The sequence below is a fragment of the Streptomyces sp. NPDC002788 genome, assembly GCF_053592115.1.
Genome location: NZ_JBSFVB010000010.1, coordinates 118,146 through 142,650 on the forward strand (window position 1 = coordinate 118,146; position 24,505 = coordinate 142,650).

Below are 24,505 nucleotides of genomic sequence, written 5' to 3' on the forward strand. Positions count from 1 at the left end.
GGAACCTTCGGTTTTTCGCGCCGGAACTTCTTGGCGCACATTCAGAGTCGCTGCTGGTCAGGGGAGTTGGTTACCCCGCATGTAGACAGCTGTCGGTCTTCTAGCTACGGTCAAGAAGTCCCTAGAAGTCCCTACGGGGGTGCAGATGTCGAACGAGCGTTTACGGTCCGCCCTCCTGGCCCGTGGCATGACCGTGCAGAGCCTCGCCGAAGAGATCGGCGTCATCCCGAAGACGGTCGAACGCTGGATCACGCAGGGCAAAGTCCCGTACCGGCGTCACCAGTACGCAACGGCGGCTGCGCTGAACGTCGACGTGACGACGCTGTGGGACGACAGCCGTGCTGTCGAAAGTGCAGCGGATCTGACCAAGGCCGAGATCGTGGCTGTCTACCCCCACCGGCACGTCGTGCCGTCAGCCCTCTGGCGCCAGATGTGCGAGCGCGCCACGAAGCGCATCGACATCCTCGTGTACGCCGGCATCTACCTGGCGGAGGACCCTCTCTTCTTCTCGACACTGAAGGAGAAGGCTGAGAGCGGTGTCCGCATCCGAGTGCTCATGGGTGATCCAGAGTGCGAAGCTGTCATCCGACGCGGCATCGACGAGGGGCATCGCATCATGGATGGCAAGATCCGTAATGCGCTGGTCAACTACCGCCCGCTGTTCACCAGCCACCCCGAGATTGCCTTCCGCCTGCACGACACGGTGCTCTACAACTCGATTTACCGTGCTGATGACGAAATGTTGGCCAACACGCACGTCTACGGCATCGGCGCGTACATGGCACCGGTCTTTCACATGCGGCGGCTCCCCGGAGCTGGTCTGTTCGACACCTTCGCCAATAGCGTTCAGCAGACCTGGGAAGGTGCCAGGCCAGTAACCGAACGCGACATCACGGGAGCTTGAGCATGGGACGCATCGACTACTTGCACGACCCGGACGCCCCGCCGGCCAACTCGGTCGTGCCATCCGTCGTCGCGTTCGTGCAGAACGACGACGGACAGGTGCTGATGATTCAGCGTTCCGACAACGGGCGCTGGGCACTGCCTGGTGGTGGTCACGACGTGGGGGAGTCGATCAGCGACACCGTTGTGCGCGAAGTCTGGGAAGAGACCGGGATCAAGGCGGAAGTCGTCGACATGTCCGGGATCTACACGGACCCCGGGCATGTGATGCAGTACGACGACGGCGAGATTCGCCAGCAGTTCAGCATCTGCTTCCGCGCGCGGCCGGTCGGCGGTGAACTCCGTACGAGCAACGAGACGACTCAGGTCCGCTGGGTCGACCCAGCGGACCTGACGACGTTGGACGTGCACCCCACGATGCGAGTCCGGATTGAGCACGCCATGGACCGGGCGCGCACGACTCCCTACATCGGCTGACGCTTGGCGGCGGCGACCCGTTCGAGGACGCGGGAGGTGCAGGCCAGGATCTCCGGTTCGGCCCGGCGGATGAACTGCCCAATCAAGCTGTCCGGCCCGTACCGTCCGGCAATCTCGTTGATCCGGTCGATCGGGTTCGTGGGCGTACCGTCCGGCGTGGTGTTCATGTCGCAGAAGCAGAGCGCGTCGTTCAGGTGTGCGCTCTCGCGAGGGAACTCGCTTTCCAGCTCCTCGCGCATGCCGCGCGCCTCCGCCTCCATCCACGCACATGAGTGGTGGGCGACCAGGTTGATGACGCGGTTGTCGGCGCCGGCCACGTCCCGGAGGTAGCGGGCCCCGTCCAGCGGGTGGAAACCCGTCTTGGCCAGGTCCGGCGCGTAGCCGATGTCGTGCAGGACAGCCGCGGCCTCGAGCAGATCGGCGTCCTGGTCGAGTACGAGCGCGATCGTGCGGGCCCTCTCGGCGACTCCGAGGCAGTGCTTCCACCGCCGCGGCAACGGCTCGGCGAGCAGTGACTCGGCCAGGGGATAGGCCCACTCTGTCAACTTCGGCAACCTACGAACGCTCCTCTCGCGTCGGCACAGCGCGGACCGTCCGCACCTTGCCCTGTCCGCCGCCCGCCAACAGGCCGGCGGCCTCCAACCTCTCCAGTGCCTTGGTCACGGTGGGACGCGAGACCCCGAACCGTTCGGCAAGCGCGGAAGCGCTCGGGAAGGCTTCCCCCACTTCGAGCCCTTCAGCCGTGATGATGTCGGCGATGCGCTGATCGAGCGGACGCCGGTCGATTCGATTACCCGAGCGCACGACGCGCCACCGTTCTCCCGGTGCCGGTTCGGCCACACCTTCCTGCCGCAGCACGCCGAACGCGCGGAGGGCGACCCCCCGCGAGACCTTGTGGTCGCGCATGACCTCAGCTACGGACGGAAGCTCCGTCATGGTCGGGTCGTCCTCGATCTGCCTGTTCAGTGAGTCGGCAATCTTAAGGAAGGTTCCCCGAGGGTTGGCCTGCTGCGACACTCGTTCTCCCTCTCTGCTCGCCCATGCCACCCCAAGACTCCCACGTCTTATGACCGCTGCGGAGAGAGCTCCGAGGCCACGGCCAGATAATGCCCGGTGTCAGTTGTGGCCCCGGTCTGCATCCGTCTCTGCCGGTCCGGTGGCATCAGTACGTGGCCACCGTCCCTGGTGATCGCGACTAGACGGGCTGACTGTAAGGACCTTAATGGGGCCGTGCGATACCGCGTGTCACTACTGGGAGGGTGCTAGTTAGTCGAATTCACCACTAGGGCTCAGCCAATTGTCGAGTGGAACGGAGAACTTACCCTCGCTGACACGTCGCACGTTGGCGTGAGCGATAGTCATTGCACTGGCGGAACTCATGTATCTATCCATTCCCATGCTCTGCCATCGCTTGAAGAATGGTTTTAGATGTGGATCGCACTCCAGGATTGCATCGAGGATTACATGCTCGGGCTGAATGCTGAATTTAAGTGCATTCTCTGCGATCCCTCGCACCTCTTCGAGGTTGTGCTTGCGGATCAGCGCATTAAGTTCTATTTCTGAGACGGCACACATTCTGTATCGGTTCCCCTCCGCAGCGGGATGTTCTTCAAGCAGTGGGGTGTCCAATAGGTGGTATCCGTCGGGGAACTCGTCTAGCGTGAAGCCTCGGGAAAAGATCCCTGGGTAATTCAACCTCATGTAGCGGCCGGGGGGCATGGTCTCTTGAATAAATCCCGAACTGACGGTCAAGCAGCCAGTGCCTAGCAGATAGTCGATGTCTGGCTGTCCGAGGTTGAATATGTCATTGAGGTAAGGCTTAAGTGCCTTGCCCAGCTCCGCGGCCACATCTTGTACAGTTTTGACATTTCCGAATGAAACGTACTTCAGGAAGAAGTTGCAGGTTAGCAAGGAGACATGATCCGAAGTTAGCTTGACTGCAAGCCTCAAGGCTTCATTAAGAACCAGTCGGCGCATGCCCTGCCGAGAGTTGGTCATCCTCTCGGTGAGCAACTCAATCAAAGTGTCGCCGAGTTCTTCATCCCCCGAGCATGCGAACTCTTGTTGGGCGAAAAACAGCCCCCGTTGAATGTCCGGGTCCTTCAATGCTTCGAGGGATTCTGGCGGAATGTCACCAAGGAGTCTACTCGTAAATTCTTTGACTCGCTCCAGTGCGACTTCGCGGGCTATTTCGGTAAACCTCGTTATGTTCCCCTCGTAGACATCCATTGCTATCGACTTGGCGTCATCATAGCTGATTCCGTACTGAGCTCTTTCTATGTAATTTACATTCCCGCCTTGAATGTTCGTGGACCCATCTCCACCACGTTGAGTTTGTCGCTGGGTCATCCGTCACGCCCTGTCTTGTTGTTATACTTGGCTGGTGGCTGATGTTACTAGGACAGCCAGACATCCAGAGCGACCTTAAAATTTCCTTCGGTTGCTTTGCGGATATTGGCGTGAGCAATTGCGGTACCGATAGCAGTGTTGCTGCAATTCGGTAGCGATCTGGCCTCATATACGTCTATGATCTCTCCTAGGGTTGGATCGAATGCGCGCAGCTCCGCTATGATCGTGTCACCGCTTACAGGTCTTGCGGTGAGTGTCTGTCGCAAGACGGACTCGTACTCCTGAAGTCCGGAATTGGCTATGATCTGACCCAGTGCATCGCTATCGGCAGCGGCAATTTGAAATTTTGTAGGGTCTCTGAGGCTTCTTATTACTGCCGGTGTGTCCTTCAGTTTAGCGATAACGGATTCAGGGCCAGTTTCGGCGCTCCCACTCAGCTCTTTGGGTGCTGAATCGACATCGATTCCTTCAGAGAACAGTCCAGGGTAGGTTGTCTGCAAGGTCTGATGAATCGGAGTCGAACCCATTGAGATGGTGATGCATCCTAGTGCCGCCAAGTACTGAACATCTGAGTCTGAAAGGCGCACCATGTCCTCTCTTAGCCGGGTCAGGCAGAGGCTAATCCGTTCGTATAGCTGCTCATGGTGGGCAACTCTGAAAAATCTGAGCTGCTTGAACACGAACAAGGCGCTCAAGGCTGCAAATTGACTGGCCGTGAGTTTTTGCGCAGTTGTAATTGCGGCGCTTAGTGCGAGTGTGGCCGTAGTTCTCTCTGTCCGCGCCGTTCTGTCGACTAGGATGTCAACAAGTACCTCACCAAGATCTTTATCGCCACTTTTCGCAAAGCCGGCTTGCGCTTCTAGGATGTCAGACTGAACTCCTGGATCCTCGATCTGTCCAACTGCTTGCGGTTCTCTTTCGTGGAGTTCGGCCAAGTAGTTCGCGGTGAACTCGTCTGCTCGCTCGATCGCCAGTCGGTGGGCGTTCTGGGATAGCTTGGTGAAATTCTCCTTGAAAACATCCATCGCGATAGCTTTAGCGTCATCGTAGCTAACGCCATACTGCACTACTTGGGCTTGAATGTTTGTCGACCCGTCCCCGCCCCGCTGCTTCTGTCGCCAAATCAACGGCTGCCCCCCACGTCGTTACTGTCTCCGAACGTGATGCTTCCACCACTCTGGATGTTCGTGGAGTTGTCTCCAGCCCTCTGCACTTGCCGGGGCGCAGATCCGTCTGCCGGGCTCCCCGCGGACTGGGTCAACTGGTACAGGGCTACAGCCAGTGATCCGAGTCCAGCGACAGCGCTCACGATGCTGGCAACCTTGTCTGCTCGCTCCAGGCCCAGATAGACGCTGGCGGCGATACACGCCAGCCCCATGGCTGCCGTGGTACACACCAAGATGGTTCGCTGTATTCCGGTCACCCCAGTATTTTGAGCCATCGGAGCTTCGATGTGGGCCAGTTCAGATAGTTCCAGCAGTCGGGCTCTCGACGTGGGCCGGTGAGCCAGGTGCGACCGAGCTAGGTCGACTAGCCATCTCGCTGGTCAGGGCAACATGGCGTGTGCGGATCTGAGTGGACGGCCGTGGTCTCGGTTTTGGTCTCAGTAGCCACTAGCTCCGCAACCATCCGTCATCGTCCGATGAGGTCCGCCAGCCCTTCTGAACAGGCACGGAGCACCATTCGCGGACACCCGCGGACGCCCCCGGACCAAGATCGGACAACTTGTAATGCGTAGGTCGTCGGTTCGAATCCGACAGGGGGCTCCAGTGGGACCCCAGGTCAGGCGTATCTGACCTGGGGTTTTGTCGTCAGCGGATGCGGCGGCGCCGGGCGCGGGCCGCGCGGCGGTCGTCGGTCCTCAGTTGACCCTGGCGGAAGTCCATGCCGACACCGACCACCCACCGCATGAACGTGGGCCGCTCGGCGGCGGCCTTCAAGAAGGCTTTCGCTTCCTCGATCGAGAACGGGTTCGCTTCCATCTCGTCGACGGTCGGCGGGTCCACGAGGGTGGCCACATTCTCGACGATGATCCGGCGCCTGATCGAGCGGACGCCGGTCGATTCGAGTGCCCGAACGCACGACGCGCCACCGTTCGCCCGGCGCCGGTTCGGCCACACCGTCAGGTCGTACTCGGCGGATCAGGCGCTCGTCGAGGGTGATGCGCAGGGCGAGGATCCGTCCGCCGTGCGGCTGCCAGGTCCCTGACACTAGGGGATGAGTCGATCCGGCTCCGACTGCCTGATCGGGGGTGCCGGTCGACGCGTGGCAGCGCGGGCCGCTGAGGCTGTGAATGAACTGCTTCGCCAGCCTCAAGTTTCCCTCAGTAGATCTATTATTGGCGGACTGTCACATCAGTCACGCTATATATTCCCCTCAACCCGCAAACCCAGGCGGCAAGGGAGGGGAATCCACTTGCGTAGAGCACCGGTGCGGCGCTAACTCGTTTCGGCCATAGTGTTGACCCTCGGAGCAGTAATGACCGCTCTGTGGTCGAAGGGCCCGTGATGTCGGCCCAAGAGATGGCCGCCGAGAGGGAGCTCAACGCTCTGCCAGAAGTGGCGGGCGAGGGTGATATAGGGGCGCAGCGTTGCGACAATCCCTACAAGAAAGCGGTACGCGCTCACGGGCCGTAAGAAGCACTATCGCATCCCGTCCTGGCGGAACGACACCTCATACAAGGATGGACCGGGCGGGACGGTGAGCGTCGAGGTCCTGAAATCCGGCAAGATCGGGCTTGGGGTGAGCGGGAACATCTCGGCCGAGACCGGCGTTTTCCTCCTCGCGAAGGCCGAGGCGGAGTTCGGCGCCAAGCACATGCAGTACGGCGCCTGAGGCGAGAAGAAGATTGGGTCCGGTGGTGTGAAGATGCCGACCAAGGAGGTCGGATGGCGTTACTGGGAAACTCGGACATGATCTACGGAAAATGGTTCACGCGTCGCGGTGCTACGCTCCTGGCCCCGATCCTGTCTGCTGCTTTCCTCGTTGGATGCAGTGGCGAGTCTGAGGATAAGGGCGGGCCGTCAAAGAATCCCAAACCGAGCGCTTCCCCCTCTGTGACAAGTGACCAGAGGAAGGTTCTCGAGAAGCGGGCGGAAGAAGCGCTAGGGATCGGAGAGATCGACGAACTTGGCGACCTGTTCGTACAGTCGGGACTGGAGCGCGTAAGCGACGGAATCCACCACCGCCCGGTCCTGTCGAGCGGCAAGTCCTACACGCTTGCTGTTGTCTGCTCAGGGGCGGGGGAGGTCCGTCTCGCTGTGACCATGAAACGCCCAGAGCGGCAGACCGTGGCATGCGACAGTGTCCTAGTCCGTCAACGTATTACGGATGCCCCGGCGCAGATCGAGATCGATGTCGAGGGGCTTGCGGGATCATCCGGAATCGTTGGTTGGCGGATCGATGAACTAGCCAAGTAGGCATCAGGAACGACGGCGCTCCGCATCAGGCACTCTGCTGCGGAGGGAACGACGGCTCGGTCAGCTCCCGTGGGTGCGCAGGCGGCGGGCGATCTCCAGTTGGCCGTCGTCCAGCGGGCGGCCGTCCTCGATGTCCCACAGGGCGTTCTGCAGGAGGCGGCCGAGGGTCCAGGCGCGGGCGCGGGGGCGGTCCAGGGTGAGGACGTCGGTCATGGCGTCGAAGCGCCAGAGGATGTCGCCGGGGTCGTAGCGGTTGTCGATGGCGGGCCACAGCTCGAAGCCGGGGTCGCCCGCGAGGGGCTTGGGGTCGATCGCCAGCCAGGGGGCGCGGCCGGAGGCGAGGACGTTCTCGTCGTGCAGGTCCCAGTGGAGGAGGCGGTCGCCCGGTTCGTCGACGACCTCGCGCACGGCGGCGGCGCAGTCGGCGACGAGGCGGCGGGCCTCGGGGTCGGGGACGCGGTCGAGTGCCCACGGGGTCCGGTCGAGCATCGCGCGGGCGATGTCGCCGAGGCGGCGCAGGCCGGGCGGGGCCGGGAAGGAGGTGAGGTGGGCCAGGAGTTCGGCGATGGTGACGACGGCCTGGTGGGTGTCCGGCTCGTGGGACAGCATCCGGGTCTCGTCGAGACGCTCCAGCAGCATGGTGCCGGTGGGTTCGTCGTGGTCGAGGAGACGGACCGCCCCGTCGCCGTCCCAGACGCGGAGGGCCACGGGCTCGCCCTCGCTCTCCTCGTCGAGGATCTGGAGCTTGAGGACCGCGGGGGTGCCGTCGCGGCGCAGGACCGGCAGTACCAGGGCGGAGACGCCGTGCATGGGCGGTCCGTCGGGCTTCAGCTCCCAGTGGTCGAGGAAGCGGGCGGTCAGCTCCGGCAGTGCGGCGATGAAGGCGCGGCCCGCCTCGCCGTTGAACTTCTCCTGTGACACCGCCAGTCCCCGGGGAATCTCGATCACCCTCGGCACGGTAGTGGGGTGTGCCGGGCGGGTCATGTGAATTTCCCGGGCCGTGAGGGCCGCGGGCCTCTCCGGGCCGCTCGAACGGTCACGGCTCCAGAACGACCTTCCCGGTCGTGCCGCGGGTCTCCAGCGCGCGGTGCGCGGCGGCGGCCTCGGCGAGCGGGAAGCGCTGCACGGCCGGAGCCAGCCGGCCGTGTACGGCCTCGGCGAGGGCGCGCAGTTCGAGGGTGCGGACCGGGTCCGGGCCGCCCGCCTTCTGCAGCATCACAGGGCCGAGGACCTCCTCGGAGACGCCGTCGACGAGGTAGGGCCGGCCGTCCTGGATGCCCTCGCCGGACCAGCCGAAGACGATGTGCTTGCCGCCGGGGCCGAGCAGGGCGACGGCCTCGCGGGCCACGTCGCCGCCGACGCCGTCGAAGACGACGGTCGCGGTCCGGCCGCCGAGATGGGCGCGGACCTTCGCCGGCCAGGCGGGGTCCTTGTAGTCGACGGCGAGATCGGCGCCGCCCGCCTGCACCCGGGCGGCCTTCTCCGGTCCGCCCGCGAGCCCGACGACGGTGGCGCCGGCGTTCTTGGCGTACTGCACGAGGAGGGTGCCGATGCCTCCGGCGGCGGCGGGGACGACGACCACCGAGTCGGACCTCAGGTCGGCGAACTGCAGGATCCCCATCGCCGTACGGCCCGTGCCGATCATGGCGACGGCCTCGGCGAAGTCCAGGTTCCCGGGGATCTCGTGCAGGCGCTCGGCTTCGGTGACGGCGAGTTCGGCGTAGCCGCCGGGGACGAAACCGAGGTGGGCGACGACCCGCTTGCCCAGCCACATCCCGGCGACCCCCTCGCCCAGGGAGTCGACGACGCCGGCGACCTCGCGTCCGGGAATGGTGGGCAGGGGCGTCCGCTCGTTCGCCGGTCCGCCCCGCATGCCCTCGCGCAGGGCGGCGTCCAGGAGGTGGACGCCCGCCGCGCGTACGGCGACACGGACCTGGCCGGGGCCCGTCCGGGGGTCCTCGACCTGCTCGTAGGTGAGGTTCTCGGCCGGGCCGAAGGCGTGCAGGCGTATGGCGTGCATACGGGGCTCCTCGTGGTGTCGTGGTCTGCGCCCCAGCCTTCAACCTCAAGCTTGCTCGAGGTCAAGCTCCCTGCGCCCGAGGGAACAGGGGCACCGCCGTCAAGGCGCTGTTGAAGGAGACCTCCGACAGCACACCGGGGGCCGCGCCCTGGTCGCCGGCGAGGTGGACGCCGTCGCCCCGGTCCACGGCCGACCGGTCCGGCCGGCTGTTGCCCGGTGGATCGACCGCGGCCGTGCGGCTGTCGGCGACGGCCTCGCGCCGCCAGGTGACACGCTCGCGCCGGCCCGGGAAAAACGTGTGGCACGGCCGGTGTCCGCGCAGGTCAGGCCGGGCTGTCAGTGGCGGGGTGCAGCATGGGGGGCATGGCGAGGAGAGCGGCGGGCGGTACCGGTGTGAAGGGCGCGCGGCGACCGGAGGTGCGGCTGCCCGTGCTGGAGCCGTCCGAGGGCGGTGGGCTGGAGCCGGACGGGGACTACGACGGGCTGGAGTTCCGGGAGGCCGACCTCGGCGGGCAGGACGGCTCTGGCGCGCGCTTCATGGACTGTGCGCTGACGGGGTGCGCGCTGGACGAGACGCGGCTGCGGCACGCCCGTGTCCTGGACTCGGTGCTCACCGGTGTCCGGGGTGTCGGCACCGATTTCGCCGAGGCGACCCTGCGGGACGTGGAGCTGACCGACGCCCGCCTCGGCGGACCACAGTTGCACGGGGCGGTGCTGGAGCGGGTGCTGATCCGCGGCGGCAAGATCGACTATTTGAACCTGCGCACGGCCCGCCTCAGAGACGTCGTCTTCGAGGGCTGCGTCCTCGTCGAGCCGGACTTCGGTGGGGCCCGCCTGGAGCGTGTCGAGTTCGTCGACTGCGCGTTGAAGGGGGCCGACCTCCATGCGGCGACCCTCACGGACGTCGACCTGCGCGGGGCCGCGGCCCTGGAGATCAGCAGAGGACTGGACCGGCTGTCGGGGGCGGTGATCAGCCCGGCTCAGCTGCTGGACCTGGCGCCGGTGCTGGCCGTTCAGTGGGGGATCCGGGTGGAGGGCTGATCGCGCTCGTCCTCACATCCCGTACCAGCCCCCCGCCCCCGCCGCCTTCGGGTGGGCGTAGGACTCGTGCAGTGCGATGAGGGCGTCGACCAGACGCGGGTCCACGTCCCGGCCCAGCAGTCGGTGGTCCTCGGCCACCGCGCGGAAGACGAGACGGGCGCGCGGAGGGAAGGCGCGCAGCGAGCGGAGCCGGTCCGGGGCGGGGCTGTCGGGGCACGGTGGAGCCGGACGGACGTGCCCTGCCCCGGTCCCTCTCCGCCCACCACGGCCGGTGGGGTCATCTTGTGGTTCAGCCCGTAGGGGCACACGCCCCCGCGCCCATGCCCCCGGTTTCCCGTGCCAGGTGCCGATCACGGGTGATGGTGTCACCGCGGTCGGCGGCGCCCGTCAGCGGACCCTGGGGAAGCGGGCCTGGAGGGTCCAGACCGCCGGGTTCTCGGCGAGGTCGTCGTGCAGGTCGGTGAGGTCGGCGAGCAGGTCGTGCAGGAAGTCCCGGGCCTCGCGGCGCAGTTCGCTGTGGGAGACGGTGAGCGGGGGCTCCTCCGCGCGCATCCAGTCGGCCTCGATGTCCACCCACCCGAAGCGACGCTCGAAGAGCATCCGGTCGGTCGACTCGGTGAAGTCCAGCTCCGCCCGCTGCGGCCGGGACGCCCGGGAACCCGCCGGGTCCCGGTCGATGCGCTCCACGATGTCGCACAGCGCCCACGCGAAGTCGAGCACCGGCACCCACCCCCAGGCCGTGGACACCTCGTGGTCCGTCTTGGTGTCCGCCAGGTAGACGTCACCGCAGAACAGGTCGTGCCGCAGCGCCCGGACGTCCGCACGGCGGTAGTCGGTCTGCGGCGGGTCCGGGAAGCGGTTGGAGAGGGCGTAGCCGATGTCGAGCACGGAGGTGATGGTGTCACGCGACCGTAGGATCCCGAGCGTGGCCCGATCTGTACGTCTTGTCCCCGCCCTGTTCGCCTCCGTGCTCGCCCTCACCGCGTGTGGCGGTGGAGTTCACGGCACCCCGGGTGGCTCCGGCGTACACGACACGTACTTCCCGAAGGCCGGCAACGGCGGCTACGACGTCACCCACTACGCCCTGCGCCTCGCCTACGACCCGGACGCACACCACCTCACCGGCACGGCGACCCTCACCGCCCGCGCGACCGAGGACCTCTCCGCCTTCAACCTCGACCTGCTCGGCATGGAGGTCGGGAAGGTCACCGTCGGCGACGGCATCGCCCGCTGGAACCGCGCCGGGCAGGAGCTCACCGTCCGGCCGCGCGAGGACATCGAACGGGACGAGACGTTCCGCGTGACCGTCCGCTACTCCGGGGCGCCGGAGACGGTCACCGACCCGGACGGCTCCGAGGAGGGCTGGCTGCGCACGGCGGACGGGGTGCTCGCGCTCGGCGAGCCGACGGGGTCCATGGCGTGGTTCCCCGGCAATCACCACCCTTCCGACAAGGCGCCCTACGACCTGGCGGTGACCGTGCCGGAGGGCCTGCGGGCCGTCTCCAACGGGGAGTTGCGGAGCGAGACGACCGCGCGGGGCCGTACGACGTTCGTATGGCACACCGCCGAGCCGATGGCGAGCTACCTCGCCACCCTCGCGATCGGCCGCTTCGACATCAGCCGCTCCGAGGCCGGCGGCGGTCTGCCCGTGTACACGGCCGTCGACCCGGGGGAGGCGGAGGCGAGCCGGCCGGTGCTCGGGCGGATCCCCGAGGTGCTGCGCTGGGCGGAGCGGAGGTTCGGCCCGTACCCCTTCTCCGCCACCGGCGCGATCGTCGACCGCGCGCCCGGGGTCGGCTACGCCCTGGAGACGCAGAGCCGGCCGGTCTTCCCCGGCGCCCCCGACATGACGCTCCTCGTCCACGAGCTCGCCCACCAGTGGTACGGCGACTCCGTCTCACCGAAGAGCTGGCGGGACATGTGGCTCAACGAGGGGTTCGCGACGTACGCGGAGTGGCTGTGGGAGGAGGACCACGGCGGGGAGAGCGCGCAGAAGACGTTCGACGCGCTGTACTCCGGCGCGTACTTCGACACGGAGGCGGACGGTGAGGCCATCTGGGCGTTCCCGCCGGCGGAGCCGCCCGATGCCGCGCGGATCTCCGACCCGCCGGTGTACTGGCGGGGAGCGATGGTGCTGCAGAAGATCCGTCAGGCCGTCGGCGACGACAGGTTCTGGCGCATCCTGCGGGGGTGGGCGGCCGAGTACCGGTACGGGAACGCCGACACGGCGGATTTCACGGCGTTCGTCGAGAAGCAGGCGCCCGGGCAGGATTTCGACGGGATCTGGGACGACTGGCTGTACGGGGAGGGGAAGCCGGACCGGCCGTGACCGCGGGCGGCTCTGCCGGGATGGGGGGCGCCGGTGTCTCAGCCGCTCGAGGACCTGCCGCATCGCGGCCCGGGCCGCCCACGCTGCCCGGCCGTACCGGAGACGGTGTTCCCGGGACGCGCCCGAGTCGAGGGGCGGCGCCCCGGCGGCGGCCGTCGCTCCACGGGCACATCGTGCCCCCGTTCAGGCGGTCCGGAACACCTTGCGCAACACCGCGCAGGGGCGCCCCAGTTGCCGGTCCTCGCGGTGGTCGACGATCTCGTAGCCGAGGGCGGTCCAGAAGGCCAGGGCCTTGGAGTTGTCGTCGAGGACGGCGAGGCGTACGGCGGTTCGGCCGGCCCTGCGGAAGCGGTCCTCCACGAGGGCGGCCAAGTGGCGGCCGTGGCCCTGCCCGTGCAGGCTCGCGTCCACCAGCAGCAGGCCGATCCAGGGGTCCGGGTCGGTGGGGTCGGGGTGCTGGGCGAGGGTGACGGCGAGACCGATCAGGCGGCCGAAGCTGCGGGCGAGCAGGACTTCGGTGCCGGGCTGAGCCCATTCCTCGGACAGCGTGGCCGCCACCTGCTCCGGGCGGATGTCGTGCGGGTCGGGGAAGTCACCGCTGAGCGTGTGGAACTCGTGGTTGGAGGCGTAGAGGGCCGCGAGTTCCGCCAGGAGGGGTTCGGGGAGGGGGTGGCCGGGGGGTGGTGGGAGCAGGGGTTCGAGGATCACGTCGAGAACATATCGAGGGTGGGTGGCCGGCTCGCGCAGTTCCCCGCGCCCGGGGGTGCGCACCCCTGGGGACGCTCCCCGGAGGACGAGGGAGCCCCCGGGCCGGTTACCCGGCCCGGGGGCTCCTGTGACACCTGAGGGCGTCCGTCAGACGTTCACGCCGAAGTCCTGGGCGATGCCGACCAGGCCCGAGGCGTAGCCCTGGCCGACCGCGCGGAACTTCCACTCGGCGCCGTTGCGGTACAGCTCGCCGAAGACCATCGCCGTCTCGGTGGCGGCGTCCTCGGAGAGGTCGTAGCGGGCGATCTCGGAGCCGCCGGCCTGGTTGACGATCCGGATGTAGGCGTTGCGGACCTGGCCGAAGTTCTGCGAGCGGTTCTCCGCGTCGTAGATCGAGACCGGGAAGACGATCTTGTCGACGTCGGCGGGGAGGCCGGCCAGGTTGACGTTGATCGCCTCGTCGTCGCCCGCGCCCTCGCCGGTGCGGTTGTCACCGGTGTGGACGATCGTCTGGTCCGGGGTCTGCTTGTTGTTGAAGAAGACGAAGTGGGCGTCCGAGTAGACCTTGCCCTGCGTGTTGACCGCGATCGCGGACGCGTCGAGGTCGAAGTCCGTGCCGGTGGTGGTGCGGACGTCCCAGCCGAGGCCCACGGTGACAGCGGTCAGGCCCGGAGCCTCCTTGGTGAGCGAGACGTTGCCACCCTTGGACAGGCTTACAGCCATTGTTGGGAGTCCCTTCCCTCGTTTGCGTACGGCAAAGAAGCTACAGCTACCCCCATGAACGTGGAGAGGGGTACGCGAGGTTCCAGGTCCTTTACTTTCTTTACCCGCGATATTCGGGTGACGTGGACCGGACAGGAGCGGGAACATGGACGGCATGTCCGGTCCCCACGTCATCCGCGGCTCCGTCTCCCTGCCCGAGGCCGAGCTCATGTGGCGTTTCTCGCGGTCGTCGGGGCCGGGCGGACAGCACGTCAACACCAGTGACTCGAAGGTCGAGCTCAGCTTCGACCTGGCCAGGACCGAGGCGCTGCCCGAGGTGTGGAAGCGGCGGGCGCTGGAGCGGCTGGCCGGGCGCCTGGTCGACGGAGTCGTCACCGTACGGTCCTCCGAGCACCGGTCCCAGTGGCGCAACCGCGAGGCCGCCGCCGTACGCCTCGCCGCGCTCCTGGCCGAGGCCACCGCACCCCCGCCCAGGCCCCGCAAACCGACCCGGATCCCCCGGGGTATCAACGAGCGGCGGCTGCGCGAGAAGAAGCAGCGGTCGGACACCAAGCGGGGCCGCTCCGGGCAGAACTGGAGCTAGACCAGATCCAGGACGCCGACCGTCTGGCCTCCGCTGGTCTCCCCGTTGAGGCGGAAGCCGAGCCCCAGGTAGAAGCCCTCCGGGCCGTCGGGGCCGGGATGCCAGGTGACGTAGAACTGCTTGGTGCCGCGCCGGCGGAGCTCCTTTGCGACGGACTCGACGGCGAAACGGCCGTAACCCCGGCCCTGCTCCCCGGCCGCGATGTTCAGCCGCCACAGGCCCGAGCGCAGCACGCTGCCGTCCTCGTACCAGTCGCTGTCGAGGAAGGCCATGAGGAAGCCGACCGGGCGGTCGCCGTCGACGATCAGGCGAGGCCAGGCGACGCCGGGATGCACATACGCCTCGGCGAGGGACTTCACGACCGGGGCGACCGCGTGTTCCTGGTCGGGGCGGACGCGGATGCCGAGCGCGGCGTCGAGGTTTCCCGGGGTGATCTCTTCGAGGCGAGGGCCCGTCGCTGTCATGCGCGCACCATAGGCGCACCGATCACGCCCGGGCCACCGGTTTCCGTCTCACCCCAAGTGCCGGTACCGCCCCCGGAAGTACGTCAGTGGCCCGCCCTCCGCGCTCGGAACACCGGCCGTCAGGACGCGACCGATGACCAGGGTGTGGTCGCCGGACGGCACGCGCCGTTCGGTGCGGCACTCCAGGACCGCCAGGGCGCCGCCCACCAGGGGCGACCTCGTGTACTCGCCTCGCGTGTACGGGATGTCCGCGAAGAGCAGGCGGTCGCTGACCCGGCCCTTCATGGCGAAGCGGCCCGCGACGTGCCGCTGGCTCTCGGACAGGACCGAGACCGCCCACAGGGGCTGCTCCTCGAGCAGCTCGTCCATGCGGGAGCCCTCGCGCAGGCTCACCAGCACCAGGGGCGGGTCCAGGGACACCGACATGAAGGCCGTGGCCGTCATGCCCACGTCCTCGCTGCCCGGCGCCGAGGGGTCGTCCGGGTCGAGCGGCGGCTCCTGCGCGGTCACCAGGACCACGCCCGAGGCCAGCCGGGACATGGCGGCGCGGAACTCGTCGTTGCTCACCCCCTCAGGATGCCCGGAGGCGGGCGACGGCATGATCGGGGACGTGGCAGCGGGAGTGTTCGGCACACCGGGAACGCTAATCTCCGCCCCCCGCGCCCCGCATCGGGCTCCCGCCCGATCACGGTCTTAGGACTCCCGACCGACGTCCGGAGTACCGCCAATGGGCATCTGTCGGACGGCCCGGGAAATAGATGTGCGCAACCTGACAAAGTTTGCGTTCGGTATCCGCACGTGAAGAACGCAGAAACTCCACTCAATTGTTCAGGTTTGCCTGTGACTTGAGTCACAAGGGGAAGTAATTGTTGACCCTGTGTACCGAGTGGGCAGCGCGCTGTGATTCAGTGGCGGGGAAGCTGCCAGGACGATACGCCGATGAGAACCCTTGATTCGCTGCGAGGTACTCGGGGGGAGGGCGAGCATGGAGACCGAGTCGGAGCCCTACGTCCGTCTTGCCTCCCTGCGGCAACTGCACCAGGTCATGGCCGACATGAACACGGCCCGCAGCCTGGCGGACACACTGCAGACCGTCGCGGAGGGTGTCGTCGCCGCCCTCGGGTACGAGCTGGCGTGCGTGAACCTCGTACGGCCCGACGGCGACCTCGTCGTCGCCGCCTTCGCCGGGAACCCCGCCGCCGAGGCCCTCATCACCGGCCGCGTCGGCTCGCGCGACTCCTGGGAGCGGCGCCTCGTCATGGGTGAGCACTGGGGCGACCTGGTGTTCATACCGCACACCGAGGGCTGGGTCCTCGACGACGACGACGTCCCGCAGTGGTACACCGACGGCCCCGCCCCCCGCTTCGAGGACGAGTGGCACCCGGCCGACCGGCTCTTCGCGCCGATGTACGCACCCGGCCCGCAGGGCAGCGCCGCCTGCGGCGAACTGATCGGCGTGCTCTCCGTGGACCGGCCGCGCAACGGCCGCAGGCCCGGCGCCTGGGGCCGCGAGGCGCTCCAGATGTACGCCTTCCAGGCCGCCATCGCGATCAGCAACGCCCGGCTGCGCGCCAACATGCAGCGCGCCCTCGTCCGGCTCGAACGCGAGCAGCAGGCGCTGCGGGCGAGCGAGGAAAGCTTCAGGCAGGCCTTCGAGTACGCCCCGTCCGGCATGGCCATCGCCGAAATGGGCGGCGACCAGCACGGCCGGATCCTGCGCACGAACGACGCCCTGTGCCGGCTGCTGGGCCGCCCCGCCTCCGCGATGCGCCGCTACTCTTTCTCCGATCTGGTCCACCCCGAGGACATAGGCACCCTGCTGCGGACCTCCGCGGAGGGCGGCCGCGCAGAGCTCCGCCTCGGCCGTCGGGACGGCACCTACGTCTGGGTCAGCCTGCGCAACAGCGTGGTCGCGGACGCCGCCGACGGCCCGCGCTTCCTCCTCACCCACGTCGAGGACATCGAGGAGCGCAAGCGCCGCGAGCTCCAGCTCGCCCACCGCGCCTCCCACGACTCGCTCACCGGCCTGCCGAACTCCGCCGAGCTGCGCTCCCGGCTGTCGGCGCGGCTCTGCCGGCGGGCCACGCCCCCGCACTCCGTCGTCGCCGAGTCCCACGACGCCGCCTTCGGGCACCCCGCCTTCGACGCGGTCGGGGACGGCTTCGACTTCCGGCCGGGCACCGAGCCGTACGACGCCTACGACCACCATGAGCACACCGTCGCCCCGGACGGCGACCACGACGACGGCACGAAGGGCCTCGCCGTCCTCTTCTGCGACCTCGACGGCTTCAAGTCGATCAACGACCGGTTCGGGCACAACGCGGGTGACGCGGTGCTCATCGAAGTCGCCCGCCGGCTGAGCAACGGCGTACGCGACGGCGACACGGTCGCCCGGCTCGGTGGTGACGAATTCGTCATCCTCGCCGACGGGCTCGGCCGCGCCGACGCCCAGGACCTCGCGGTCCGTCTGCGCAACGAGATCATCCAGCCCATCCGGGCCGAGGGGCGGGCCGTCCGGGTGGGCGCCAGCTTCGGCATCGGATGGGCACACTGTGGAATGACGGCGGACGAAGTGTTGAAATCCGCTGACGAGCGGATGTACGTCGAGAAACGATCTCGTCCCAAACAACACAGACGGGCGGGGTGAACCCCAGGTCAGCGAGTTGATGCGGTCTGGGTCACCCGTTTGGGTCACGCGGAGCGGGTAGGCTCGCTCTCTGCCCCATGTACCGCATGCACCGCACCTGACTGAGGAGACCAAGGGATGACGCCCGGCAACAACGGCGCGAGCACGCCCGAGGACGACGACCCGTTCGGCTATCTCTACGCCGACGGGCAGGCCAACGGAGCCCAGCCGCCGTCCGGGGGCTACGGCTACCCGAACTCGGTCAACCGGGTGCGGGCGGTCGGCACCCGACCGTACGGCCAGCAGCAGACGCACGCCGGTCAGGCCGCGCCCTACGGCCAGGTCCAGCAGCAGGGCGCGCATGGCCGGCCGAACGCGCACTACGCGGCGCCGGAGACGCTGCCGGGCGGCGCTCCCACCGCGCAGCAGCAGTTGCCGGGCGTCGGTGGCGGGCGTGGGGGCCGCGGCCCCAACACCAAGGGCCTGCTGATCGGCGCGATCGCGGTGGTCGCCGCGGTCGTGATCGGCATCGGCGTGGCCATGCTGGGCGGCGACAAGGACAAGAACGACTCGGCCAGCGGGGCCGGCGCCGCGCCGGCGCAGTCGCAGGAGTCGAAGCCGAGTCCTTCGAGCAGCGAGAGCGGGGCGGCCCAGGAGGAGCTCCCGAAGATCGACGCCAAGTCGCTGCGGCTCGGTGGTGGCGCGACGCTCGCTCAGGACGTCAAGGGCGCCCAGTCCGAGGGCGGCATCTACGTGGGGAACCTCAACCAGGTCGGTTCCTCGGTCACCTGGACGGTCAACGGCGTGCCCAAGGAGGGCGCCTACACCGTCTTCGCCCGCTACAGCACGGTGGACGAGGACCAGGACATGACGCTCACCGTCAACGGCAAGCCGTTCGGCAACAAGCTGAACATGGGCAACTTCACCCACACCTCGGACGGTGACTTCGCCAAGGGCTGGACGGAGACCTACGCGTGGCCGACCCTCAACAAGGGCACCAACACGATCTCGGTCTCCTGCGAGGACGGCGACAAGTGCAACGTCCTGCTGGACCAGCTGTGGCTGAAGGCGGGCCAGGTCAAGCGCTGAGCCGACCGAACTAGGCCGCGCTGACCTCCCCCGACACCGCCACCCTCCCCAGCAGTTCCTCGTACACTCCCCGGACGAACTCCCCGGCCACCGGCGCCGCCACCGTGGCCGCGGACAACGCCGTCGCTCGGGCCAGGCGGTCCGGCCAGGGCAGGTGTTCGATCAGGCCCGACAGCAGGCCCGCGACCACCGAGTCGCCGGCGCCCGTCGGGTTGCCTCGGAGCGTGGTGGGCGGGGTGGCGCGCCAGCGGCGCTCCCGGGTGACCGCGAGGAGGCCCGCGGGACCGAGGGACGTGACCACCGCGCCCGCGCCCCGGCGGCGTGCGTCCTGGGTGGCCCGCAGGGGCTCGTGGGAGCCGGTGAGTTCCGCCAGTTCGTCGGCGTTCGGCTTGATGATGTCGGGGCGGGCCGCCACGCCCCGGCGCAAGGCTTCGCCGCTCGTGTCCAGGAGGACCGGGACGCCCGCGGCACGGGCCGTACGGACCAGGCCCGCGTACGCCCCGACCGGCACGCCCGGCGGCAGGCTGCCGCACAGGGCCACCGCCGAGACGCCGGGGAGCAGATCCTCGTAGGCCTCCTGGAAGGCCGACCACTCGGCGGGCGTGACCAACGGGCCCGGTTCGTTGAGCTGCGTCGTGTCGCCGGTCTGCTCGTCGACCACGGCGATCGTGCGGCGCGTCGCGCCCGAGACCGGGACCAGCGCGTCCACCACGCCCGGCACCGACGCCAGCCGCTCCTGCACGACCCGTCCCGTCGCCCCGCCCGTGAAACCCGTCACCGTCACCTCGTGCCCGAGCGCCGCGAGGGCCCGGGCCGCGTTGACGCCCTTGCCGCCGGGGCGTTCCGTCACCTCGGAGACGCGGTGGGAGGCGTGCGGCCGGAGGGACCGTACGCGGTAGGTGATGTCGAGAGCGGTGTTCAGCGTGACCGTGAGGATCACCTGGGCCGACCTCCCCCGATGAAGCGCTTGCTGCCGTGAACGTTCAGGTAACCCGATCATGCCAAAGAGGCGGCGGTCGGCCCAGTCCTGGAGTCGGTCCCCGTCTCCCGACTGCGGCAGGCATCAGTTCAGTTGGGGACCGACCACCCATGCGCCCCGGCGCATGACGCCCTTGAGGTCGTACGCGGAGTCCAACAGCACCAGGTCGGCGAATTTCCCGGGCTCCAGTGAGCCGATCGTGTCGTCCATGCCGAGCAGGCGGGCCGGGGTGGAGGAGAGCGCCGTCACCGCGTCCTCGACGGACAGTCCGTCGACGGTGACCGCCCGCTTGAACGCACGGTCCAGGGTGAGGGTCGAGCCGGCGATCGTGCCGTCCGCCAGCAGGCGGGCCATGCCGTCCGCGACCTCCACCTCCAGCGGGCCCAGCCAGTAGCGTCCGTCGCCGAAACCGGCCGCGTCCATCGCGTCCGTGATGAAGGCGACCCGGCGGGCGCCCGCGTGGTGGAAGGCCAGTTGCAGCGCGGCGGGGTGGAGGTGCGTGCCGTCGTTGATCAGCTCGACCGTGATCCGGTCGTCCTCCAGGAGCGCCGTGATCGGGCCGGGGGAGCGGTGGCCGAGCGGCGGCATCGCGTTGAAGAGGTGCGTGGCGACCGTCGCGCCCGCGTCGATCGCCTCGACGGTCTGTTCGTACGTCGCGTCCGTGTGGCCGATCGCCGCGATCACGCCGTGTTCGGCCAGGAGGCGTACGGAGTCCAGGCCGCCGGGCAGTTCCGTGGCCAGGGTGAGCATCTTCGCCCGGCCCCGGGCCGCGTCGATCAGTTTGCGGACGTCCGCGGGGTGTGGGTGGCGCAGGAGGGCCTCGGAGTGGGCGCCCTTGCGGCAGGGGGAGATGAACGGGCCCTCGAAGTGGATGCCGGCGATCTCGCCCTGCTCGGCGAGTTCGCTCAGCAGGCCCGCGCGCCGGGTGAGGAAGTCCATGTCGCCGGTGACCGTGGAGGCGACCAGGGTGGTGGTGCCGTGCAGCCGGTGGGTGTGGATGCCCTTGAGGATGTCCTCGGCCGACTCGGAGGTGAAGGAGGCTCCGCCTCCGCCGTGGTTGTGGAGGTCGACGAAGCCGGGGACGACGTAGTGGCCGGTTACGTCGATGACCTGGGCGTTTTCGGGGGCTGTGGCGGCGATGCGCGGGCCGTCGATCACCAGCCGGCCGCTGTGGACGGCTCCGGTCGGCAGGACGACGGTCGCACCGGTGAGGACCGTGGGGGCCGGCGACGTCGCGGGGTGAGTCGTGGCTGGTCGCGCAGTTCCCCGCGCCCCCGGGTGGGCTGCCATCAGGGCGTTACCTCCATGCGGTCGGTCGATGCCAGAAGATCCCAGGCGAGCAGTCCCGCCCCCAGGCAACCCGCGCTGTCCCCCAGAGCGGCGGGGACGAGCGACGGCTGCTTCTGGAAGGTGATGCGCCGCCGGATGGCTTCCCTCAGCGGTGTGAACAGGGTTTCCCCCGCTTCGGCGAGGCCGCCACCGACGATCAGGGTGCCGGGGTCCAGCAGGGTCAGGGCCGTGACCAGGCCGTCGGCCAGGGCGTCGATCGCCTCCTGCCAGACCGCCCGGGCCTGCGGGTCGCCGGCGTCGACGGCTTTCGCGCAGTCCGCCGCGTCCGCGCCCGGGGTGCGGGAGGCAGCCGCCCAGGCCTCGCTCACGGCCGCCGCCGACGCGAAGCGCTCCAGGCAGCCGCGCCGGCCGCACGGGCAGAGGGCGCCGCCGGGGCGTACGACGATGTGGCCGATCTCACCCGCGAAGCCGTGCGCGCCCGCCTCGACCCGGCCGTCGACGCCGATGGCACCCGCGACGCCGGTGCCCAGCGCCACGAACAGGAACCGGTCCGCGCCCCGGCCCGCCCCGACCCGGCCCTCGGCGAGGCCGCCGGTGCGCACGTCGTGGCCGAGGGCGACCGGGATGCCCAGCCGCTCCGCCAGGAGGTCGCGCAGGGGGACGTCGCGCCAGCCGAGGTTCGCCGCGTAGACGGCGATGCCGCGCGCCTCGTCGACGATGCCGGGGACGGCCACGCCGGCGGCGGACGGGGGCGTGCCGAAGTGCTCGGCGCCGTACGCGCGCAGCTCGGCGGCGAAGTCGAGGATGCCCGCGACGACGGCGTCCGGCCCCTGCTCGCGCCCGGTGGTCCGGCGGGCCCGGTGCAGTACCTCGCCCTCCGGCCCGGCCAGGGCGGCCTTCATCCCGGTGCCGCCCACGTCGAGGGCGATGACATGTCTCACGGGACCAGTGTGACCCGGGGACCCACAAGAGGTCTAGTCCACTCATGTGGTGTAGACCTTGTTCCGCATATCGAAAAGTTTCGGCGGCGGCGACGCCAGGGTTGGGGAAGAGCAGCGGTGCAGCGGCGGCGAATGGCAGGAACGATCGCGGTGTTGTCCGCACTGGGCATGACGGCGGTCCTCGGCGGCTGCGGCGTCACGGGCGGCTCGGCCGACGTGACCCTGAAGCTGGTCGCCGCCGACTACGGCGACAGCGCCGCCAACAGCTCCCAGAAGTACTGGGACAAGCTCGCCGAGGAGTACGAGGCCGACCACCCCGACGTCGACATCGACGTCAGCGTGTACTCCTGGAACGACGTCGACCGCAAGGTCAGGGAGATGGTCGCCGCCGGTGACCCGCCGGACCTGGCGCAGATCGGCTCGTACGCCGACTACGCGGCGCGCAACCAGCTCTACAAGGCCGACGACCTGCTCTCCATACCCGTGCAGGCCGACTTCGTCGGGCAGCTGGCCTCGGCCGGGCAGGTGAAGGGCGTGCAGTACGGCATGCCGTTCGCCTCCTCCACGCGGGTGCTCTTCTACAACAAGTCCCTCTTCGCCGAGGCCGGCATCACCCCGCCCGAGACCTGGGACGACCTGGCGGCGGACGCGGAGAAACTCAAGGCCGAGGGCGTGAAGTACCCCTACGCGCTGCCCCTCGGGCCGGAGGAGGCGCAGGCCGAGACGATGCAGTGGATGCTCAGCGGCGGAGGCGGCTACACCGACACCGTCGACAGCTACGCCATCGACTCCCCGCAGAACATCGACACCTTCTCCTGGCTGAAGAACGAACTGGTCGGCAAGGACCTGACCGGGCCGGTCGCGCCGGGCAACCTGAACCGGGCCGCGGCGTTCGCCGCGTTCGCCAACGGCCAGGTCGGCATGCTCAACGGGCACCCCTCCCTGATGAGGATCGCCGAGAAGCAGGGCGTCAAGTACGGCATGGTGCCGACGCCGGGCAAGGACGGCGCGCGCCGGTCCACGCTCGGTGTCACCGACTGGATGACGGCCTTCCGCAAGAACGGCCACCGCGACCAGGTCGGTGACTTCCTCGACTTCGTCTACAGCAAGAAGAACGTGCTGGCCTTCTCCCGCGAGTACGACCTGCTGCCGGTGACGGCCTCCGCGTCCGCGACCATGGCCGCCTCCGACCAGGACAAGCATCTGAGGCCGTTCCTGGAGGAGCTGCTGGCCTCCGAGCTCTACCCGGTCGGCAAGACCTCCTGGGCCGAGGTCAGCTCCCAGATCAAGCAGCAGATCGGCAAGGCGGTCGCCCCCGGCGGCAGCCCCTCGGGCGTCCTGGGCCATCTCCAGGCGGCGGCGAACCGGGCGGAGAGCGCGGAGTAGCCCCGCTGTCGGTGGCAGGCGTTACGGTGCCGGGCATGGACGAGGAGACCAGTGAGACGCAGCTCGGGCGCGGGGAGCGGGACATCCTCGCACTCGAACGCCGCGGCTTCTCCGGCCCCGGCGCGAAGGAACGCGCGATACGAGAGGAACTGGGCCTCGCCCCCGTCCGCTACTACCAGCTCCTCAACGCCCTGCTGGACGACCCCCGGGCCCTGTCCCACGACCCGCTGACGGTGAACCGGCTGCGGCGGATACGGGAGAGGCGCCGGGCGGAGCGTTAGGCGCGGTGCCAGGCCGTGTGACCCGGGCGGGCACAGTGCAAGGGCCCCTCAGGACTCAGCCGAGCCGGTCCGCAAGGTCGCGCAGCAGGCGCACGACCCCCTCCGGGCCGTTCACCACCAGGTCCGCCCGCTCGCGCAGCTCGGTCACCTCGTCGCTGCCGCTGCACACCAGAAGGCCCGGGGTGTCGTCCGAGCGGAGCGTGTCGACGGCGGCGTAGGCCGGGAGGTCGCCCAGGTCGTCGCCGGCGTAGAGGACGCACTCGGCGCCGATCTCCCGGGCGAAGCCGGTCAGGGCGACGCCCTTGTCCATGCCGGGCGGCCGGAGTTCGAGGACCATGCGGCCGGGCTCGACGATCAGGCCGTGCCGGCTCGCCAGGTCGGTGAGCGGCTCGCGCAGGACGTCGAAGGCGGCCTGCGGGTCGGCGGCCCGGCGGGTGTGCACGGCGACGGCCCGGCCCTTGTCCTCGACCCAGGTGCCGCTCCCATCGAGCAGCCCGGGCAGCTCGGCGCGGACGGCTTCGACGCCGGGATGCGGGTCGGGGGCGGTGACCTCGCCGGTGCGGGCGTCCCAGCGCTCGGCGCCGTAGTGACCCAGGACGACGAGGTGCTCCAGGCCCGGGGCGTTCGCGAAGGCGCCGTTCCGCACGGCGACCTCGGCGGGCCGACCGGTGATCACGGCCACGGCGGCCACCTTCGGCGCCAGCGCGGCCAGCGCGGACAGCGCCTCGGGATGGGCCCGGGCCCGCTCCGGGTCGGCCACGATCGGCGCGAGCGTGCCGTCGAAGTCGAGCCCGATCAACGCCTTGCCCGGGCGGGCGAGGAGAGCTTCCAGGCCCTCCTGGCCGGCCTTCGTGGCGGGAGTCGGCAGCGGCTGCGGCGCGGGCATCGTGCTCATCC

The 24,505-nt window shown here is 68.8% G+C and carries 27 protein-coding genes, 1 tRNA gene and 2 pseudogenes; 12 read left to right on the forward strand and 18 right to left on the reverse strand.

Going from position 1 to position 24,505, the window contains the following annotated elements; translation table 11 throughout:
* The first annotated feature begins 145 nt into the window (after nucleotides 1–145).
* Entirely contained in the window at nucleotides 146–904 is a 759-nt protein-coding gene (locus tag ACWD1U_RS20035) for an XRE family transcriptional regulator (RefSeq protein WP_451109170.1), read from the forward strand.
* Nucleotides 905–906: 2 nt separating this feature from the next.
* Nucleotides 907–1,380 (forward strand): NUDIX domain-containing protein, encoded by a 474-nt coding sequence (locus tag ACWD1U_RS20040; protein ID WP_451109172.1) that lies wholly within the window; start codon nucleotides 907–909, stop codon nucleotides 1,378–1,380.
* Here the strand turns inward: ACWD1U_RS20040 and ACWD1U_RS20045 are convergent.
* The 4 genes from ACWD1U_RS20045 to ACWD1U_RS20060 form a co-directional block, all read right to left on the reverse strand.
* A complete protein-coding gene (locus ACWD1U_RS20045) occupies nucleotides 1,368–1,934 on the reverse strand; it encodes an HD domain-containing protein (protein WP_451109174.1) in 567 nt (188 codons plus the stop codon). The genes ACWD1U_RS20040 and ACWD1U_RS20045 overlap by 13 nt on opposite strands.
* Before the next feature lies 1 nt (nucleotide 1,935).
* On the reverse strand, nucleotides 1,936–2,397 hold the full coding sequence (locus tag ACWD1U_RS20050) for a GntR family transcriptional regulator (RefSeq protein ID WP_451109176.1): 462 nt from the start codon (nucleotides 2,395–2,397) through the stop codon (nucleotides 1,936–1,938).
* 249 nt (nucleotides 2,398–2,646) lie between these two features.
* Entirely contained in the window at nucleotides 2,647–3,729 is a 1,083-nt protein-coding gene (locus ACWD1U_RS20055) for an LPO_1073/Vpar_1526 family protein (RefSeq protein ID WP_451109178.1), read from the reverse strand.
* Nucleotides 3,730–3,776: 47 nt separating this feature from the next.
* Complete coding sequence (locus tag ACWD1U_RS20060; protein ID WP_451109179.1) at nucleotides 3,777–4,796, reverse strand: LPO_1073/Vpar_1526 family protein; 1,020 nt, start codon at nucleotides 4,794–4,796, stop codon at nucleotides 3,777–3,779.
* Between the two features lie 634 nt (nucleotides 4,797–5,430).
* Here ACWD1U_RS20060 and ACWD1U_RS20065 point away from each other — a divergent pair.
* Nucleotides 5,431–5,498, forward strand: a tRNA-Thr gene (locus ACWD1U_RS20065).
* Between the two features lie 96 nt (nucleotides 5,499–5,594).
* Here the strand turns inward: ACWD1U_RS20065 and ACWD1U_RS20070 are convergent.
* Nucleotides 5,595–5,771 (reverse strand): annotated as a pseudogene (locus ACWD1U_RS20070) (tyrosine-type recombinase/integrase); the annotation flags it as partial.
* Nucleotides 5,772–6,429: 658 nt separating this feature from the next.
* Between ACWD1U_RS20070 and ACWD1U_RS20075 the strand changes: the two are divergent.
* Both ACWD1U_RS20075 and ACWD1U_RS20080 read left to right on the forward strand, forming a co-directional pair.
* Nucleotides 6,430–6,564 (forward strand): hypothetical protein, encoded by a 135-nt coding sequence (locus tag ACWD1U_RS20075; RefSeq protein ID WP_451109181.1) that lies wholly within the window; start codon nucleotides 6,430–6,432, stop codon nucleotides 6,562–6,564.
* A gap of 53 nt (nucleotides 6,565–6,617) precedes the next feature.
* On the forward strand, nucleotides 6,618–7,148 hold the full coding sequence (locus ACWD1U_RS20080) for a hypothetical protein (RefSeq protein WP_451109183.1): 531 nt from the start codon (nucleotides 6,618–6,620) through the stop codon (nucleotides 7,146–7,148).
* 60 nt (nucleotides 7,149–7,208) lie between these two features.
* Here the strand turns inward: ACWD1U_RS20080 and ACWD1U_RS20085 are convergent, their stop codons facing one another.
* The 3 genes and pseudogenes from ACWD1U_RS20085 to ACWD1U_RS20095 all read right to left on the reverse strand — a co-directional run.
* A complete protein-coding gene (locus ACWD1U_RS20085; RefSeq protein ID WP_451109185.1) occupies nucleotides 7,209–8,132 on the reverse strand; it encodes an aminoglycoside phosphotransferase family protein in 924 nt (307 codons plus the stop codon).
* 52 nt (nucleotides 8,133–8,184) lie between these two features.
* Nucleotides 8,185–9,168, reverse strand: coding sequence for a zinc-binding dehydrogenase (locus ACWD1U_RS20090; protein ID WP_451109186.1), 984 nt, complete (start codon nucleotides 9,166–9,168; stop codon nucleotides 8,185–8,187).
* 45 nt (nucleotides 9,169–9,213) lie between these two features.
* Nucleotides 9,214–9,460, reverse strand: a pseudogene (locus tag ACWD1U_RS20095) (FAD-dependent oxidoreductase); the annotation flags it as partial.
* A gap of 71 nt (nucleotides 9,461–9,531) precedes the next feature.
* Here ACWD1U_RS20095 and ACWD1U_RS20100 point away from each other — a divergent pair.
* Nucleotides 9,532–10,209 carry a pentapeptide repeat-containing protein gene (locus ACWD1U_RS20100; protein WP_451109188.1) on the forward strand — a complete coding sequence of 226 codons (678 nt, stop codon included), beginning with the start codon at nucleotides 9,532–9,534 and terminating at the stop codon, nucleotides 10,207–10,209.
* Nucleotides 10,210–10,221: 12 nt separating this feature from the next.
* Here ACWD1U_RS20100 and ACWD1U_RS20105 read toward each other — a convergent pair whose 3' ends face one another.
* On the reverse strand, nucleotides 10,222–10,347 hold the full coding sequence (locus ACWD1U_RS20105) for a hypothetical protein (protein WP_451109190.1): 126 nt from the start codon (nucleotides 10,345–10,347) through the stop codon (nucleotides 10,222–10,224).
* 249 nt (nucleotides 10,348–10,596) lie between these two features.
* The gene (locus tag ACWD1U_RS20110; RefSeq protein WP_451109191.1) at nucleotides 10,597–11,097 is read right to left on the reverse strand and encodes a hypothetical protein; all 501 of its coding nucleotides are present in this window, start codon (nucleotides 11,095–11,097) and stop codon (nucleotides 10,597–10,599) included.
* On the opposite strand from ACWD1U_RS20110, the gene ACWD1U_RS20115 reads away from it, so the two are divergent.
* Entirely contained in the window at nucleotides 11,087–12,538 is a 1,452-nt protein-coding gene (locus tag ACWD1U_RS20115) for a M1 family metallopeptidase (protein ID WP_451109193.1), read from the forward strand. The two genes, ACWD1U_RS20110 and ACWD1U_RS20115, sit on opposite strands and share 11 nt — an antisense overlap.
* 183 nt (nucleotides 12,539–12,721) lie before the next feature.
* Here ACWD1U_RS20115 and ACWD1U_RS20120 read toward each other — a convergent pair whose 3' ends face one another.
* Complete coding sequence (locus tag ACWD1U_RS20120; RefSeq protein WP_451109194.1) at nucleotides 12,722–13,246, reverse strand: GNAT family N-acetyltransferase; 525 nt, start codon at nucleotides 13,244–13,246, stop codon at nucleotides 12,722–12,724.
* Nucleotides 13,247–13,393: 147 nt separating this feature from the next.
* Nucleotides 13,394–13,969: a TerD family protein gene (locus ACWD1U_RS20125; protein ID WP_451109196.1), complete on the reverse strand. Its 576-nt coding sequence runs from the start codon at nucleotides 13,967–13,969 to the stop codon at nucleotides 13,394–13,396.
* Nucleotides 13,970–14,114: 145 nt separating this feature from the next.
* Between ACWD1U_RS20125 and arfB the strand changes: the two genes are divergently transcribed.
* Nucleotides 14,115–14,552 (forward strand): alternative ribosome rescue aminoacyl-tRNA hydrolase ArfB, encoded by a 438-nt coding sequence (gene arfB / locus ACWD1U_RS20130; protein WP_451109198.1) that lies wholly within the window; start codon nucleotides 14,115–14,117, stop codon nucleotides 14,550–14,552.
* Here arfB and ACWD1U_RS20135 read toward each other — a convergent pair.
* Nucleotides 14,549–15,016: a GNAT family N-acetyltransferase gene (locus tag ACWD1U_RS20135; RefSeq protein WP_451109200.1), complete on the reverse strand. Its 468-nt coding sequence runs from the start codon at nucleotides 15,014–15,016 to the stop codon at nucleotides 14,549–14,551. The two genes, arfB and ACWD1U_RS20135, sit on opposite strands and share 4 nt — an antisense overlap.
* A gap of 48 nt (nucleotides 15,017–15,064) precedes the next feature.
* The gene (locus ACWD1U_RS20140; RefSeq protein WP_451109202.1) at nucleotides 15,065–15,649 is read right to left on the reverse strand and encodes a flavin reductase family protein; all 585 of its coding nucleotides are present in this window, start codon (nucleotides 15,647–15,649) and stop codon (nucleotides 15,065–15,067) included.
* 352 nt (nucleotides 15,650–16,001) lie between these two features.
* On the opposite strand from ACWD1U_RS20140, the gene cdgB reads away from it, so the two are divergent.
* The gene (cdgB, locus tag ACWD1U_RS20145; RefSeq protein ID WP_451109203.1) at nucleotides 16,002–17,663 is read left to right on the forward strand and encodes a diguanylate cyclase CdgB; all 1,662 of its coding nucleotides are present in this window, start codon (nucleotides 16,002–16,004) and stop codon (nucleotides 17,661–17,663) included.
* Nucleotides 17,664–17,780: 117 nt separating this feature from the next.
* Nucleotides 17,781–18,731: a carbohydrate-binding protein gene (locus ACWD1U_RS20150; RefSeq protein WP_451109205.1), complete on the forward strand. Its 951-nt coding sequence runs from the start codon at nucleotides 17,781–17,783 to the stop codon at nucleotides 18,729–18,731.
* Nucleotides 18,732–18,741: 10 nt separating this feature from the next.
* On the opposite strand, the gene ACWD1U_RS20155 is transcribed toward ACWD1U_RS20150, so the two are convergent.
* The 3 genes from ACWD1U_RS20155 to ACWD1U_RS20165 form a co-directional block, all read right to left on the reverse strand.
* Nucleotides 18,742–19,671 (reverse strand): 1-phosphofructokinase family hexose kinase, encoded by a 930-nt coding sequence (locus tag ACWD1U_RS20155; protein WP_451109206.1) that lies wholly within the window; start codon nucleotides 19,669–19,671, stop codon nucleotides 18,742–18,744.
* A 123-nt stretch (nucleotides 19,672–19,794) separates the two neighbouring features.
* Nucleotides 19,795–21,000, reverse strand: a complete 1,206-nt coding sequence (gene nagA, locus ACWD1U_RS20160) for an N-acetylglucosamine-6-phosphate deacetylase (RefSeq protein WP_451109208.1) — start codon at nucleotides 20,998–21,000, stop codon at nucleotides 19,795–19,797.
* On the reverse strand, nucleotides 21,000–21,941 hold the full coding sequence (locus ACWD1U_RS20165) for an ROK family protein (protein WP_451109210.1): 942 nt from the start codon (nucleotides 21,939–21,941) through the stop codon (nucleotides 21,000–21,002). Before ACWD1U_RS20165 ends, nagA begins: the two co-directional genes overlap by 1 nt.
* A 132-nt stretch (nucleotides 21,942–22,073) precedes the next feature.
* On the opposite strand from ACWD1U_RS20165, the gene ACWD1U_RS20170 reads away from it, so the two are divergent.
* Together ACWD1U_RS20170 and ACWD1U_RS20175 are read left to right on the forward strand one after the other, a co-directional pair.
* Complete coding sequence (locus ACWD1U_RS20170; RefSeq protein ID WP_451109211.1) at nucleotides 22,074–23,327, forward strand: ABC transporter substrate-binding protein; 1,254 nt, start codon at nucleotides 22,074–22,076, stop codon at nucleotides 23,325–23,327.
* A 35-nt stretch (nucleotides 23,328–23,362) separates the two neighbouring features.
* Nucleotides 23,363–23,608 (forward strand): DUF3263 domain-containing protein, encoded by a 246-nt coding sequence (locus ACWD1U_RS20175; protein WP_451109213.1) that lies wholly within the window; start codon nucleotides 23,363–23,365, stop codon nucleotides 23,606–23,608.
* Nucleotides 23,609–23,663: 55 nt separating this feature from the next.
* Here ACWD1U_RS20175 and otsB read toward each other — a convergent pair whose 3' ends face one another.
* Nucleotides 23,664–24,503 (reverse strand): trehalose-phosphatase, encoded by an 840-nt coding sequence (gene otsB / locus ACWD1U_RS20180; RefSeq protein ID WP_451109215.1) that lies wholly within the window; start codon nucleotides 24,501–24,503, stop codon nucleotides 23,664–23,666.
* Nucleotides 24,504–24,505: the final 2 nt, after the last annotated feature.